The organism is Plastoroseomonas hellenica (assembly GCF_018129085.1).
GTDB classification, from domain to species: Bacteria; Pseudomonadota; Alphaproteobacteria; order Acetobacterales; family Acetobacteraceae; genus Plastoroseomonas; species Plastoroseomonas hellenica.
In genome coordinates this window covers 1-15,269 of sequence record NZ_JAAGBB010000062.1, presented here as the reverse complement: position 1 = coordinate 15,269, position 15,269 = coordinate 1, and the positions used below count along the sequence as shown (strand labels likewise).

Here is a 15,269-nt window from a genome sequence, read left to right as displayed (position 1 = left end):
CCATATGGTTAAAGTTGCGGGACGCGCCCGCGGCGGGCGGAGATCGTGCCCGGCGACGGAACCCGCGGTTGCGTGCGCGGGGTCACAGAGCATGCGCGCATCGCGGGCCAAGCTTCGTCCTCCGCAGCCAGGAGGGCAGGCAGCATGGGCGTGTACCCGGACAATGACGACACGATGTGGCTGACCGACACCGCGAATGTCGGGCGCGGCAAGAACGGCGATGTCAGCCGCGTCGTCGTGCATGTCACCGCGGGCGGCATGAAGAACACCAACCAGGCGGGCAGCGCCTATGCCACCTGGAGCAGCGCGGAGGTGCGGGCGAAGATGGGGGTGAAGTACCTCTCCGCGCATTTCGTGGTGGAGCTGGACGGGCGGGTGATCCAGTTCGTCGACACCAATGACGCCGCCTATGGCACCGGCTGGCTCACCACGGGATCGGTGCATATCGAATTCGCGGGCGATCACCCGCACCCGCTGACCGGCGACCAGTTGCACTACGGCGCGCGGCTGATCGCCTGGATCGCGCGGGAGCATCCTTCGGTGGCACTCGCCCCGACCGGCACCAGCGCGGCGGATCCCGGCGACCCGACCCTGCCCGGCATCACCTGCCACAAGTTCATCCAGGTGGTCTGGCGCGCGAAGCCCGAGAACAAGTCCAAGCCCTTCACCCCGAAATCCTGCCCGGGTGACGGCATCATCGGCCAACTCGGCGACCTCGCGCGCCAGGCGCGCCTCTATGGACGGCCGCCGCGGGTGCTGGAGCAGGCGGTGGGGCGGTAGGGGAAGCAGCATTCGGGTGCAGAGGCGCCCAGGCAAGCCAACGGCTGCTATGGGCCCGGCAGCACCGGGCTCAGTGGGTGCGCGCCGTCTCCACCACGATCGGTCGCAGCAATACGCGGCTGCCTGCCATCCGGGCGTTGCGCAGCGCGGTCGAGAGTGCTGCGAGGTAGACATCCTGCTGCTCCTCGACGGGGCGCGCGGTCGCGAACAGGGGCTGGTCGGAGACGATCACCACCGCCAGATCGGTGCCGAAGGGTTCGTACACTGGCCAGCCAGTGAAGTTGCCGCGGGGCTCGCCGATTCGGACACGCGCGCTTGCCTGCTGGTACTCGGAAGACACCAGGTTTGCCATCTTGCCGTCGATCATGAAGTAGGCGACGTGGAGGTAGGCAGGCCACTGCGGCATCTGGATGTCGAGCCTCAGCAGCTGCCCCATCAGGAGGGGCTGCGTGCCGACGACCGAGACGCGCGGCGCGTTGTCGCCCTGCGCCACGAACGGGCGGAACTGGTCGAGGGCGCCACAGTAGGGGCCGTCGAAGCTCTGCAGGGCCAGCCGGGACGCGCCCTCCGGCACGTTGCGCGCGGCCAGCGCCTGGCGGATTGCGGCATCCGCGCCGCGACGGAGGACGCCGCTGATGGAGAGGCTCTGATCGCCCGCCGTCCATGTCAGCAGGCCGCAGCTCGCGGCTGCGACGGCGGCGGCTGCCGCGGCCGGGAAGTCCGGCCGCGCAAGCGCGTCCTGCCTCTCGCGCTCCCAGTCGGCCTGGCGCTTCCGCTCCGCCTCCTGCTGCCGGGGCAGCTCTGCCGCGCGCCGCTCCGCGTCCTGTGCGGTGGCCAGTTGCACCTGACGCGCCTGCTCGGCCTGGCGGTCGGCTTCCTGCTGCAGCGCCTGCTCCGCCTGCCGGGCGGCCTCGTGGCGGCGGCCCAGCTCCGCCTCGCGTACGGCGTCCTTCTGCTCGCCGGCGATGCCTCGCTGGCGGGCAATCTGGGCGATGCGCGCCGCCTCCGAGACCTGTCGCGCCAGCTCGGCCCGCCGTGCGGCCCCGGCTGCCTGCCTGGCAGCCTCGGCCTGCCTGGCAGCCTCGGCCTGGTGCGCCTGGACTTGCTGGCTGAAGAGCTCCTCCTGGCGGCCTTGTTCCTGATCCGTCAGACGCCGCTGGCGGGCCGTATCAGAAAGGCGTGCGAGCTCGGCCTGCCGACCCCTCTCGAGCCGGGCGGCTTCCGCCTGGCGCTCGGCTTCCTGTTGCCGGGCCAGCTCCGCCTGGCGCGCGGCGTCTGCGGCTATCCGCCGGGTTTCCTGCTCGCTGACCAGCTCGGCTTGGCGCGCCTGCTCGAATTGCCGCGCCAGGTCCTCGGACGTCGGTCCGGACGGGGAGATGAGGAACCAGGCCGCGACAGCTATCGCCGCAAGGCCGCCGGTGCCGCCGAGGATGATGGGGAGCCGCGGGCGGGTTCCCCCGGTCGTATCCGGCTGCATGTCCCGCGCGGTTGTGCGCGTCGTGTGCCGCTTCGTGTCTTGCCGCTGTCCGGACCCGGTCCGGTCTGGCGCGGCGCTTTCGTCTATGCCTGGCAGGTCAATGCCCGGCAGGCCGCCTCCGGAGCCCGCGGCATGGGCGGGGACGACCAGGGTGGCCTCGCTGTCGGGCGGTGGCGGCGGAGCGTCCCCCCCTCCGGTCGGTGCGGAGAGGGCTGTGCGGATCGCCTTGGCGAAGGCGTCTGCCGTCTGGAACCGTTCATCGGGGCGTTTGGCGAGGGCGCGCGCGATGACTGCGTCGAAGGCCCGCGGCACTGTGACCGCCAGTTGCGACGGAGGCGCCGGTTCGGTGTTCAGCACCTTGTGCATCACCGCGGCGAAGCCACCCTCGAACGGTCTTTCCCCGGTCAGGAGCTGGTAGAGCACGACGCCCGCCGCCCAGATGTCGGCGCGCGCGTCGACCGGCTCGCCGCGGAACTGCTCGGGCGCCATGTAGGGGGGCGTGCCGATCAGCGTGCCGATCTGGGTCATCGAGGAGTTCTCGATCCGGGCGATGCCGAAGTCGGCGATCTTCACGATGGCGTCCGGACCCTTCGACGTCATCATGATGTTGGCGGGCTTGATGTCCCGGTGCACCACCTTGTTCTGGTGCGAGTACGCGAGGGCGGACAGCACCTGCGCCATGATCCGCACCACGTCGTGGACCGCGAAGCGCTCTTTGTTGTCGATCAGATCCTTGAGGCTGCCGCCCTCGACCACCTCCATCACGATCCATGCGGCTTCGGCATTCTCGCCATAGTCATGGACTGTGACGATGTTCGCGTGCGTGAGGTTCCCGGCTGCCATGGCCTCACGCCGGAAGCGCTCATGGGCCTCATGACCCTCGGGGTCGTCCGCCGGGGCAAGCTTCACAACTTTGATGGCGACCCTGCGCCGGATGTTTCGGTGCATGGCCTCGAGGACGGTGCCCATGGCGCCGGCGCCGAGCGTGCGTAGCACCTCGTATTTCCAGGATAGCTCGGCCGGAAGCATCGCACCCCGCTGGGTCATCGAGATCCTGTGAGGCTCAGTGCGGAGACGTGCGGGCGGTGTGTCGCCTCAGCGACGCATCTCCCCTCGGCCTCCGGCGCTCGCGAGTCTGCCAGGTGGCACTACCGGGTCGCGCGAGGAAGCGCCTCCTCCGATCGGAGGAGGCGCTCCGCCCAAGGCGTTGCTAGCATTGAATTTCTTCATCCCTGATGGCGTGTCCGCACCCTCTGAGGGGTACCGGACTTCCCGTTGCTGGCGCTGGACCATGAGGACGCAGCGATCATGCCGCTCTCAGTAATTGATGTGCCCGCGCTGCTTGCGCCGATCGGCGAGAATGGCGCGGGGGCGGATTTGCGCGTCAAGGATGCGTCGCTCTATTGGGCGCTGCGGGACGCGCGCACCGCAGCCCGGGAGCAGGAACGCGCGGTGGATCGCGATGACCCCTGGGCCGATCGCGAGGCGGCCCTTGTGGCATGGCGGGAGGTGAAGCGGCTCGGCATCCTGTGTCTGCGCGAGCGAAGCAAGGACTTCGAACTGGCCGCCTGGGTCACCGAGGCGCTGGTCCGGCTCGACGGGCTGCCCGGCCTCCGGGCGGGCGCAGAGCTCCTGTCCGGCCTGCTGGATCAGTACTGGGAGAGCGGCTTCCCACGCCCGGACGAGGAAGCGGACGAAGACGCGCGGTTCGAAGCTCGTCTCCTGCCCCTCGACGCCATGGGCGGCGGTTCTCGCGGCCTGAGCTTCGACGGCCTCGGCACTGTCCTGCAGCCGCTTCGACTCCTACCGCTGTTCCGACGCGCTGATGGAAGCGATGTCTACCTTCGCGACTGGAACAGGGCCATCCGGGCCACATACCAGTCCGACTCGCATCGACTCTGGCTTTTGGCAAAGGGCGTCGACGACCTGGCCGTGCTGCATGTCGATGCTCAGGCTGACGCCGAGACGCTGCGGGCCTTTCTTGCCGACCTCACCGAGGCAAGGTCCGCATGGGGCGACGTGCAGGACAGGGCCGGCGAGCGCTTCATGGATCAGGCTTGCGGACCTCGCGAGATTGTCGATGCGCTGAGACAAATCCAGGAGGAAGTGCGGCGCGCACTGGGCCCGTTCGCCGAGGTCGGTTCTGCCTTGATCGAGAGGCGCCGCAGAAAAGAGGCCACGACAGCATCGGTCTTGGCGAACGCCGTGATCGACCTGCCCGCGCTACTGGCCCCACTGGGCGACGATGGCGGCGGCCTGGACCTGCGCATCGAGCATGCCTCGCTCTACTGGGCTTTGCGAGATGCCCGGACCGCCGCGCGGGAGCAGGAACGTGCCTTCCTCGATGGGCATCCCGACGCTGACCGGGCCGCGTCGATGGCCGGATGGCGCGACGTGAAGCGCCTCTCGATTCTATGCCTGGAGAAGTGGAGCAAGGATTTCGAGGCCGCCGCCTGGCTGACCGAGGCGCTGGTCCGCCTCGACGGGCTGCCTGGCCTGGCGGCGGGCGCCGAACTTCTCTCCGGCCTGTTGGACCAGTATTGGGACAATGGCTTCCCCCGCGCGGACGCAGATGCGGAGCATGGCGCGGAATTCGACAATCGTAGGCTGCCTCTTGAGGCCATGGGTGATCGGTCGATCGGATTGGGATGGGGCGAGGGCACGATCGATCAGCAGCTGCGTCTGCTGCCGCTCTTCCATCGCGCCGACGGCCGTCCTGTTCTCTTGAGCGATTGGGTGGCAGCCAGCGACATCACCTTCAAACACGAAGAGCACAGGCTGCTCCGGATCGCGCGGGGCACCGACGACCTTGAATTGCTTCACGCGCGCGCGCAGGCCGACACTGCGCCCTTGCATACGCTCCTCGATCAGCTCTCGGTCCCCAGCGATGCCCTGGAAAGCCTGGCGGCCAAGGCCGAGGTTCGATTTTCGTTGGGATCAGTCGGCATACATTCGATCTTTTACACGCTGGGGAGTATTCAGTGGGCTGTTGGCCAAGCCCTCGGTCCGCTCGCGGATATCGGTTCCCGCCAGTGGCACGCCAACCGAAGCGCCGAACTATCCGATGGGGCGGCTCATGCGCCTCAAGGACGGAGCGGTGACTCCGCCTGATCGACCGAGCCAGCCATGCTCCGATACCCATGCGCCGACACCCATGCGCCGACTGGGGTTGATCTCGCGGATGCCGCCACCGCCCCGTCCAAGGCGCCTCGCAGGTTCACGGCGCCTCACATCGACTGCTGATAGAGCGGCCAGACGGCTGCGCACGCGCAAGCAAGAAGGGCGCAGCCGATCGCGATCTCGGGCCAGCGAGCACGTCCGCCGGTGGAACGTCGCGCATTGTGCCTGGCCAACAGCAAGCCGAGCGCGACGAACCAGCCAGCTGCCATCAACACGATCACCCCGCAGGCCGCCAATGCGATCTCAAGCTCCCGCGTCTCGCGATGGCCCAGGAAGAACGTGGCGAAGAATGGCACCGTCAACGGGTTGCTGATGGCAGCCAGCACGCCAAAGCCGAATTGGGTCATCGGACTGCCGTGGGAGGCAAACTCCGCCGCTTCCGCTGTTCGGCTTGCCCGCCGGATGCTGCGCCACCCCGCTCGCGCCAATAGCAACGCGAACATCACGCGCCCGATGATTTCCATTGCATCAAGGCGGGTAGCTTCACGCGTCAGCAGCATCGCGGCGAGCACCGCGCACAACGCGGCCAGGCCAGCGCCCGTGCCTATGCCAAGTGCCGCCGCGGCGACAGCATGACCCGAGCCCGACAAACCCGCGCGGAGGATCACCAGGAGGTTCGGCCCTGGTGTCGTCAGGACCAGAGCATAGGCGGGCACCAAGCCAGTCAGCAGAACGAGAAGGGATGATCCAGACACGTGTGAACCCCATCGGCCGATGGGGTGGCAGTCAGCCCAACATGATACGATATCGCATCATACGGTCGGAGGACCCGAAACCTTCGGCGGCCGATTGGTGGCGTCTATCAAGGAGGTGTGACCGCGCCCGTAACATTCCCCGCCGGGAGGCAGGTAGCGTGTTGCTTGCTCCGCCGTCCCGGATAGGGCCCGTCTCGCAAAAAGTTGCTCTGCCGGATGGATCGCAGCCATGCTGCAGTGCGGCATCAAGGAGACATCGCATGGCCCTGCGATCCAGACGAGGCGCTGCGCTGCTTGACGTTGTCTATTCTGCCGGCGCCCAGCCTGAACTCTGGCCCGAGGTCCTGACGCGCGTCGCCGACCATCTCGGCGCCACCGGCGGCATGCTCGCCTATGTCGCCCCGCGCGGCCAGCAGAGCTTCCTGGTCACCGGCCGGCTGCGCGAGGATCTCAGCGCGCTGTCCATCGAGCGCTATCTCCAGAATAATCCCTGGACCAACGCGATGGCCGGCCTACCCCCCGGCAAGCCTGTCGTCGTCAACAGCCTCATCGACGCCGGCGCGCTCCGCCGCAGTGCCTTCCACGCCGACATCCTGGCGCCGCAGGGCATCGACGACAACCTGAGCGTGAAGGAGGCCGTCCTTGGGGACCATGGTGGCCTCGGTGGCTTCGGCTTCACCCTGACGCGGCACGGTTCGGAGAATGCAGGGGAGAGGCTGCGGCGGTTCAGCCGGCTGGCGCCGCATCTCTCGCGTGCCCTCGAGACGTCACTCGCCCTCGGCCGCTACGCCGACGGCACGCGGCAATTGGCGCGGGTGTTGCAATTGATGCCCGGCCCGGCGCTGTTGCTGGATCGTGGGGGCCGCATCAGCCATGCCAATCCCGCGGCCGAGGCGCTGCTGCGCCAGCGTGACGGGCTGATGACCGACCGCGAAGGCGGCCTGCGCCTCGCTGCCCGCTTGCCCGCGGAGACCAAGGCCTTGTCGCGCGCGGTGACCGAGGCGCTCTCGGTCGCGGCGGGAGGCGATGAGGTGTTGCGACCACCGCTGCGGCTCACTCGCCCATCCGGTCTGCCGCCTCTGACTGTCATGCTGGTACCGCTGCCGCCGCCTGCCTTCGCGCTCTGGGAATTGACGGAATCGGCGCGGGCACTCGTGCTGGTCATCGATCCCGCGCTGCAGCCGCTGGCGTCGGCGGAGGCGGCCGGGGCGGCCTTCGGGCTGACCGCCGCGGAGGCGCGCGTGGCGGTGCTGATTGCGGGCGGGCTCAGCGGGCCTCAGGCGGCGGCGGCCCTCGGCGTCGCGCTGACCACGGTGAAGACCCACCTGTCGCGCTGTTTCGACAAGATCGGCGTCCGCTCCCAACTGGGACTTGTGCGCCTCCTGGCGTCGATGCCCACCAGCGCTCCGCCTCCGGCCCGCGGCGAGGGGTGATAGGTCACCGCCACCGAAGCGTCACGCACCACGCGAAGAGCCAGCGCGCCTCGCGTGCAGTGTTCCGCACCGATAAGGGCGAGCGGCCCGAGTGCGTCTCGCACCACCCCCCAGCAGGCCGGAGATGAGCTTCGCGCCCATGCTGAGGCCAGGCAGCCCATCGAGCCGGACGAGAGCCTCGGTCAGCCAGGCGGCGACTTCGAAATCCTTGCTCCGCTCGCCAAGGCAGATGGTCCGCCATGGTCGGCGCCTCCTCATTGTCCGGCGGCGAGCAGCGGGAAGTCCGGCACGTCGCCCGGCCGCTGCATCACCGGGTGTTGGCGGCCATTGGTGAAGGCGCGGACCCGGTCGGCCACGAAGACGTTCAGCTCGTCGGTGCGCACGGCCCCATCGCGGTTCAGATCGGCCGCCCCTCGCAGCCCCTCCAGCAGCGCCGCGGTGAAGGCGCCGTTGCCGAGCGCCGGCAGCTCCACCGCCGGCTGGCGGGAGGTGGCCGCGGCGAAGACGATCAACCCGCTGCCCGGCTCGCGGAGCTGGTTCACGAAGGCCGTCATGTCCGGCCGCGTCCGCGCCCCGCGCTGATTCTGCGCCAGCACCGCGCTGCCGGCGTGGCAGATGTCGACGAAGGCCACCACCCGCCCGGGGACGCGCGACAACATGCCCTGCAGGTCGGTCTGCGCCACGGCCGTCGAGAACAGCCGCTCCGGATCGCCATCCACCGGGAGGAAGAAGGTGCGGCCCTCGTCCGGCAGGCCATGCCCGGCCAGGAAGACCAGCGCCACGTCGTTGCTCGTGGTCTGTCGCCGTAGCCAGTCCAGCGCGTCCAGCACGCCGCCGCGCGTCGCCTCCCGGTCGGTCAGCACCCGCAGGTTCACCTCCCGGTACAGCCCGCGGTCCCGCTGCGCCGCGAGCGCCTCGGCGAGGTCGCGTGCGTCCTTGGCCGCATAGCTCAGCCGCAGCTCCGGATCGGCGTAGTCGGAGACACCGACCAGCACCGCGTTCAGTCGCGGCAGCAGCGCGGTCATGGCGGTCGGCGCTGCGGCCGGCGCCGGCGCGGCGGACAGGCCAGCGGGCCCGGTCCGGGGCGGCGAGGGTAGGGGGGCCGCCGGCACGGGTGCTGGGCCGATCAGGCGCAGCCGCGCCGGTTCGCTGGTGCGATCGTCAGTCGCGGCCAGCAACGCGACGTCCACCGTCCGCCCCGGTTGGATCGGGACCGTCACCTGCCGCTCCTCCTCTTCCGCCGCGGCCCTGTCCCGCCGCAGTGTAGCCAGGTCGAGCCCACGCGCGGCCGGCGCCGGCCTGCCGTCCAGCAGCACCCGTACGCTCCGCACCGGTTGGCCGGAAGGCGAACGCAGGCTGTAGCGGATCACCACCTCCTCACCACTCACCTGGCTGCCGTCGCGCGGCGAAAGGATCGTGACGACCGGCGGCAGCTCCCGACGCAAGTCGGGCGCTGCCTGCGTCTGCTTGCCGCGGGCCGCGTCGGCCTGGCGCAGCGCCTCGGTGACATCCAGCGCGGTCAGCACGCGCTCGATGACATCGGGGCGATAGAAGCGATCCCGGAAACGGCCAACACCGAAGAAATCCGCCGCCTGATCGGGGCCGCGGTTCAGGTGCCAGCCGATCAGGTCCTCGCCTCCCGGCGAGGCCGCGTAGTGGCCGGCCGGCGTGAAGGCCACCCAGCGCTGCGCATCGGGCGTGACGAAGAGCGCCAGAAGCTCCACCCCGTCCCGCAGCCGGTACCAGCGGATGGTACCATCGCCAAGCGCCGCGACGGCCAGCCGGCCATCGGGCGACTGGTTGATCCGGTATGCGGAACCTGGCACCGACCGGGCCCAGATCTGGCGCCTCTCCCCGTTGAACAGGCGCAGGTACCACTCGGTGCCGAGCAGCACCCGCCCGGGTGTCACCGCGATGCTCCTCGCATTTTCCCGTTGCGCGATCGGGAGCCTCTGGCCGTTCAATGTGGGGCTGCTGCCGTAGTCCCAGCTTGCCGCGCGCAGGCCTGCGGCTTCGGCAGCCCAATCGGCCAGACCCGCGCGCGGCGCCCCATCGATGGTGAGTTCGCCGCGTCCGGCATCGAAGCGCAGCCAGCGGTCCTGCGCGTCATAGAACACCCATTCCACCGTGCCGCCATCGCGCGACAGCCGCAGCCGCCGTGCGGGCGCCTCCAATCCGCCAGGGGGGTTGGCCAGGTCGCCGGTGCTCTGCGCCCGCTCGGATTGCCGGACGCCATCGCGGTCCAGCACGGCCATTTCGCCATAGGTCGAGAGGAGGGCCATGCGCCCGTCGGCGAGCACCAACATCTCCGATGTCGCATTCGGGAACGCGTGCCGCGCCATCCGGCGCTGGCCGCGGCCCGCATCCGACCATTCCAGCACCGGGCCACGATCACCGCCCCAGACCGAGCCGCTGGCGTAGACCGTGCGTCCGTCACTGCTCCAGGCGACCGAACTCAAGCTCAGCTCGGCCGCCCCCAGGGTCCGGGGGATGCCGGCGACATCGGGCCTGACCCGAAGATCAAGGGAGGAGCCGCCGCGTACCTCCACGGCGATCGCCTCGTAACCAACCGCGAGCAATTGCCCGTCCGGGCTGAAGCGGATCCGGGCCGGCGGGCGGCCGACCTCGGTCCGCACCTGCCGGAGCCGGCGCCCCGCCGCATCGTAGAGCCGCAATCCGCCATCGGACGATGATGACGCCAACCGGCCATCCGGCGCGAAGCCGAGATCCGCGACCATGCCGCCATAGGCGCGATCCTCGGCGATCGGTTGCCCATCCCGGACGCGGAACAGACGCATGCCGCCGGTGCCGAGACCCACCGCCAGACGCTGTCCGTCCGGCGAGAAGGCGAGTGCGTTGACGGCATCCGGCATGCCATCCAGGCGCCGCACCGGTTGCCGGGTCTGCAGGTCGAACAGGAGGACGCCATCGCGCGCGCGCTGCCCGAGCCATCCTCCGACCGCGGCCATCCGGCCGTCGGGGGAGACTGCTGCGGCGTACAGAAAGCCCTCCTCGTTCTCGCCGATCTGCGGCCGCAGCACGCCGATCGGGCGCAGGTCCGGCAGCGACCAGATCCGCGCCGTCTTGTCGTGGCTGACCGTCACCATCACCCGCCCGGCTGCATCCGCGGCGGCGCTGGTCGTGGCCGAGGAATGCCCGCCGGTCTCGATGCGCAGCAGCGGTGTCGCCGGTTGCGGCTGCGCCCTGGCAGGCGCGGCCGGACCCAGGCATGCCGCCAGCAGCCAAGTTGCCACGACCATGAGACGGATCATCGCTGTAACCCTCCGACGGCTCGCGGCAGCCAGGGACGGCCTGGCCGGACGCCATGGCGCGTCGCCGTGTGCAGGCTAGGGGGCGGCGCGGCGGAGCACCTCCTCCGATCGGAGGAGGTGCGACCCCACGCGACACGGTAGTGCGTTGCAAGGTCCGGTGTTCCAAGCGCAGGAGGTCGAGGACAGGATGCGCCTCTCGGTAATCGCCGTCTCGATCGCCAGCCTTGCCGCCTGCGCCGGCACGGTCGGCGGGAATGGTGCGGCGCCTGCGGCATCCGCCTCCTACGGCCCAGGCTTCGTGGCACGGCTTTCCGCCATCCGCGGCATGGAACAATTCGCCCGGGTCTCCTTGCGATGCACCGGCGTCCTGGGCCTGGCCGCCGAACGCGGATCCGCAGGCAACGCCAGCGTGAACGCCGTCCAACTGGCGATGGATGGAGAGACCATTCTGCGTCACATGGGTCAGTCGGCGAGCAGGGAGGTCGGTCTGGGCCAAGCGCTGGCGGATGCCGAGCTCACGGCCGGGCGCCAGTTCGTCGACTCACCATCGAACGGCGATGCGAGGATGCAGGCGATCCGCACCTGCCTGGAGCTGGCGCAGGACGTCGCGGCAACGGCCGGTGCCGGGAAGTAGAGAGGCGGCGCAGGCCGCATGCGACGCGCGCGCTAAGCCGGGCAGATCATTCGAACACCGCCGCGCTCGCCTCCCTGGCGAGGAGCGCCCGTGCCGCGGCGGCGGCGCGGTAGCGCCAGACGAGCTCGGCGAAGCCCTGGGCCTTCAGGCCGCGCGGCGGGCCCGCCGCGAAGGTCACGGCGCGCCGCTTCGGGTCGAGCTTCACGCGCCGGCCGCCTGGCAGGCGCGCCGGGAAGGGCGCCTCGGGCGGCAGCCGGAGGCGGGTGACGACGCGGCCCTTGTCCATGCTCATGTCGAGCTCGAGCACGTGCTCCCAGGCGATCGGCCGGTCGAGCCCGGCGACCGCCATGGCCTCCGGCCCCAGGACCAGGAAGGGCGTGTCGCCCCGGCGCAGCATGCCGATGCCGAAGACGATGAAGACCAGCCCCACCCCGCCGGCCCCGGCGATCGCGATCCACGCCTCCCTGCCCTCGGTGGCGGGCAGGCCGATCGCCACCAGGACCAGGGCGACGAGGGCGAGGGCGCCGCCGAAGCCGATGAGGGTGAACCCGCCTCCCCGGGTGTTCTCGTGCAGCGCCACCGCCTCGGTGCCGATACCCGCCGCGGTGGCCTCCAGCGCCGCCCGCGTGGCCTCTGCATGCTGCCGCGCTGCCTCCAGGAAGTCGTCGCTCGCCTCGCGGCAAAGCGCCCCGGGGTCGGCGAAGTAGGCGGAGAGGCGGGACAGCGCCTCCTGCGCCGGCGCGGCCGCGGCCTCCGCCAGCAGCGCGGGCGTCGCTGCGCGCCCGAGGGCATCGAGGCGCTGGCGGGTCGTCGGGTGGGTGTCCGTCGGGTGCGCCTGCCGTTCCTCCAGATGGTCGGCCGCGCTGTCCAAGCCGCGTTCGGCGGCGTGGCCGAGGGCGGCGGCGACGAGATCCCGCGGCGCGTCGTCCGGGGCGCGGTAGGCGGTCTCCAACGCCTCGTCGATCCGTGGCTGCGCGGCGGTGACGCGCAGCAGGGCGCGCGCAGCGGCGTCGGCCGAGGTCACCTCGGCCCCGGCGGCGTCCGCCGCGAACTCGCGCAGGCGGCTCCAGTGCATGACGGCGAGGTGGAACTGGTCCATGACGAAGACGCCGAGCCGCAGCGCGGGGCGGGTCAGCAGCGAGACCGAGCCGTCGTGCTGCGCCCCGGCCAGCAGCACGGCATCGAGCGAGCGGCCGACCCCGGCGTAGATCGGCAGGAAGCGCAGGCTGTACTCGGTGTCCCCGCCGGAGAAGTGCGCCAGCTCGTGGCCGATGATGGTGGCCACCTCGTCTTCCCGCAGCAGCGGCAGCAGGGGGAGCGGCAGGTAGAGCGTCCGGCCGCCGATGGCGCCGCCGCCCGGTTCCAGGACCTTCGGGCCCGAGCTGACGAAGACGCCGCCGGTGAGCCCGACCACGACATTGTCCGGCCGCAGCGCGCCGAGCCGTGCGGCCAGGTCGTCCAGCAGGCGCCAGAGGCCCGGCGCCTCCTCGGCTGAGACGGCGCGACCGGGAACCGGCAGCGGGTCCGGCGTGAAGATGCCGACCGTCCGCCGCAACTGCATCAGCGCCTTGCCCGCGGTCCAGAGGCTGGCGCCGACGACGACCGCCGCGATCGCCAGGAGCTTGACGCCGTCCGTGGTCAAGGCTCCGGCTTGCAGGATCGCCGATGCCTCGAAGGCGACGGCCGCGACGATGACGATGGCCGCCAGCAGCACCTGCAGCCCGAGCAGCGGCGGCAGCGCATGGCGGACGAAGCCGAAGCCGCGCACCAATGCTTCGCGCGAGCGGCGCCCGGTGCGACCGAGCAGCGCCGCGCCCAGAAGGGCGAGGATCGAGAGCCCGGCCGCGAGGGCGGCGCAGAGGATCAGGACCGGCGGCAGGTACCGCCGGAAGCGTGCCAGCGCCAAGGTGTCTTCCGCGTCGTCGAGCGCCTCCTTCGCCTGCGACAAGGCGAGCGGCCCGGCATAGGTCCGGCCGTCGCGGCGGAACCGTGCGCCGGCATCGGGGCTGCCATTGGCGGCGGCGGGCCAGGCCTCCAGCGTCGCGACGACCTTCGCCATCCGGTCCCGCTGCAAGGCGCGGGCTTCCAGATCCGCACTTCCACGCTGCCATTCCCACAAGCCGAGGCCGAGGAAGGCCAGAGGCAGCAGCACGGTGATGAGCAGCAGGCCGAGGGTAGCGCGGCGGCTCCGGGCGCCCTCAGGGTTGGACATGGTCTCTGCCTTCTCCGAGCTGCGCGGGGCGGCGCCAAGCTAGCCTGGGAGCCGGAGGCGCGGAACCGCCCCCAACTCCCCTAGTAGATTCCCATCGCCAGCCCCGCGGCGAAGGCGGTGCCGAGCTGCTCGCAGCGGGCGAGCTCGGCGGCCGGGACGACCTTCGGCGCCAGGATCGCCTCCGGCGTCTGCGCCCCCGTGCAGACCAGGACCGGCTCGGCGACCGCCCGCAGCCGCCAGCCGGTGGCGATGCGCTGCAACTGGCGGATGGCGTTCTGCCCGTCGCTGCCGGCGCATACCAGCAGGGCGTAGGGCCGTCCCTCGACGCGCCCGAGCAGCGGGTAGTAGCAGCGGTCGAGGAAATCCTTCATCGGGCCGGAGATGGCGGCCAGGGTCTCCGGCGTGGCCAGCGCATAGCCTTCGGCCGCCAGCATCTCCTCCGGCCCCGCCGCCGCCGCGTGCAGCACCTGCACCCGCGCTTCCGCGGCGGCGCCGCGCGCCAGGGCCTCGGCCATCTGGCGCGTGCCGCCGGTGTTGGAGTGATAAACGACAAGCAGCGACTTCATTGCCGCCACCTTCCGGCTATCCTGGCGCCGAGGGAAGGGACACCCATGCGCATCGAGATCCTCTGCACCGGCGACGAGATCCTCTCCGGCAAGACCATCAACACCAACTACAGCCATATCGCCCGGAGGCTGGTCGAGGTCGATCTCGGCGTCGCCTGGGGCACCACGGTGGGCGATGATCGCGGGGCGCTGCAGGCCGCCTTCCGGCAGGCCGCGGCGCGGGCGGATGTCGTCATCGTCAATGGCGGCCTGGGGCCGACGGTCGATGACCTGAGCCAGGAGGTGGCGGCGGAGGCGGTGGGCGTGCCCCTGGTGCTGCACGCGCCCTGGCTGGAACGGATGGAGGGCTTCTATGCCCGGCGCAACCGGCCCATGCCGCCGAACAACCGCAAGCAGGCCATGCTGCCGGAGGGGGCGGAGTTCATCGACAACCCCATCGGCACCGCCTGCGGCTTCGCGGTGACCATCGCGGACGCCCGCTTCTACTTCACCCCGGGCGTGCCGCGGGAAATGCGGCGCATGCTCGACGAGCAGATCATCCCGCGGCTGCTGGCGAAGGCCGGGCTTGCCGGTGTCACGCGCCTCAAGCGCTTCCACTCCTTCGGCGTGGGCGAGAGCCGGGCCGACCAGATGCTGGCGGGGCTCGAGGCGATGGCGCCGCCGGGCGCGGTGAAGCTTGGCTTCCAGGCCCACTACCCGCAGCTCGAGACCAAACTCGCCGTGCGCGGCCCCGATGCCGCGGCGCTGGAGGCGATCCTCGCGCCGCTGGAAGCGGCGGTGCGCCAGCGCCTCGGCAACTTCATCGTCGCCGAGGATGAGCAGACCTTGGAAGGCGTCGTGATCGATGCGCTCGGCGAGGGGAGGCTGGCGGTCGTGGAGACGCTGACCGGCGGCGGCATCGCACAGCGGCTGGTGCAGGTGCCGGGCGCGGAGACGCGGTTCCGCCGCGGCCTGGTGCTGCCGCCGCTGGAGGCGCATGGCGCCGCGGCGGTGGCGCAGGCCGCGGCGCTGCGGGCGGAG

The 15,269-nt window shown here is 70.9% G+C and carries 11 protein-coding genes; 5 read left to right on the top strand and 6 right to left on the bottom strand.

The window, feature by feature from the left end; translation table 11 throughout:
* Positions 1-144 precede the first annotated feature (144 nt).
* Positions 145-780 (top strand): peptidoglycan recognition protein family protein, encoded by a 636-nt coding sequence (locus tag GXW71_RS29860; protein WP_211856373.1) that lies wholly within the window; start codon positions 145-147, stop codon positions 778-780.
* A 70-nt stretch (positions 781-850) separates the two neighbouring features.
* On the opposite strand, the gene GXW71_RS29855 is transcribed toward GXW71_RS29860, so the two are convergent.
* The gene (locus GXW71_RS29855; RefSeq protein ID WP_211856372.1) at positions 851-3,304 is read right to left on the bottom strand and encodes a serine/threonine-protein kinase; all 2,454 of its coding nucleotides are present in this window, start codon (positions 3,302-3,304) and stop codon (positions 851-853) included.
* 228 nt (positions 3,305-3,532) lie between these two features.
* On the opposite strand from GXW71_RS29855, the gene GXW71_RS29850 reads away from it, so the two are divergent.
* Positions 3,533-5,368 carry a type VI secretion system protein TssA gene (locus GXW71_RS29850; RefSeq protein ID WP_211856371.1) on the top strand — a complete coding sequence of 612 codons (1,836 nt, stop codon included), beginning with the start codon at positions 3,533-3,535 and terminating at the stop codon, positions 5,366-5,368.
* A 116-nt stretch (positions 5,369-5,484) separates the two neighbouring features.
* Here GXW71_RS29850 and GXW71_RS29845 read toward each other — a convergent pair whose 3' ends face one another.
* Positions 5,485-6,093, bottom strand: a complete 609-nt coding sequence (locus GXW71_RS29845; RefSeq protein ID WP_367617397.1) for a LysE family transporter — start codon at positions 6,091-6,093, stop codon at positions 5,485-5,487.
* A gap of 299 nt (positions 6,094-6,392) precedes the next feature.
* Between GXW71_RS29845 and GXW71_RS29840 the strand changes: the two genes are divergently transcribed.
* Positions 6,393-7,565 carry a helix-turn-helix transcriptional regulator gene (locus GXW71_RS29840; protein WP_211856369.1) on the top strand — a complete coding sequence of 391 codons (1,173 nt, stop codon included), beginning with the start codon at positions 6,393-6,395 and terminating at the stop codon, positions 7,563-7,565.
* Positions 7,566-7,586: 21 nt separating this feature from the next.
* Here the strand turns inward: GXW71_RS29840 and GXW71_RS29835 are convergent, their stop codons facing one another.
* Positions 7,587-7,823, bottom strand: coding sequence for a type VI secretion system ImpA family N-terminal domain-containing protein (locus GXW71_RS29835; protein ID WP_211856368.1), 237 nt, complete (start codon positions 7,821-7,823; stop codon positions 7,587-7,589).
* The gene (locus GXW71_RS29830) at positions 7,820-10,837 is read right to left on the bottom strand and encodes a caspase family protein (RefSeq protein WP_211856367.1); all 3,018 of its coding nucleotides are present in this window, start codon (positions 10,835-10,837) and stop codon (positions 7,820-7,822) included. Before GXW71_RS29830 ends, GXW71_RS29835 begins: the two co-directional genes overlap by 4 nt.
* A 187-nt stretch (positions 10,838-11,024) precedes the next feature.
* On the opposite strand from GXW71_RS29830, the gene GXW71_RS29825 reads away from it, so the two are divergent.
* Positions 11,025-11,471, top strand: coding sequence for a hypothetical protein (locus GXW71_RS29825; RefSeq protein ID WP_211856366.1), 447 nt, complete (start codon positions 11,025-11,027; stop codon positions 11,469-11,471).
* A gap of 46 nt (positions 11,472-11,517) precedes the next feature.
* Here the strand turns inward: GXW71_RS29825 and GXW71_RS29820 are convergent, their stop codons facing one another.
* Complete coding sequence (locus GXW71_RS29820) at positions 11,518-13,683, bottom strand: M48 family metalloprotease (protein ID WP_211856365.1); 2,166 nt, start codon at positions 13,681-13,683, stop codon at positions 11,518-11,520.
* A gap of 80 nt (positions 13,684-13,763) precedes the next feature.
* The gene (locus GXW71_RS29815; RefSeq protein ID WP_211856364.1) at positions 13,764-14,249 is read right to left on the bottom strand and encodes a flavodoxin family protein; all 486 of its coding nucleotides are present in this window, start codon (positions 14,247-14,249) and stop codon (positions 13,764-13,766) included.
* A gap of 45 nt (positions 14,250-14,294) precedes the next feature.
* Between GXW71_RS29815 and GXW71_RS29810 the strand changes: the two genes are divergently transcribed.
* A partial coding sequence (locus GXW71_RS29810) for a CinA family nicotinamide mononucleotide deamidase-related protein (protein ID WP_211856363.1) occupies positions 14,295-15,269 on the top strand: 975 nt, incomplete at its 3' end.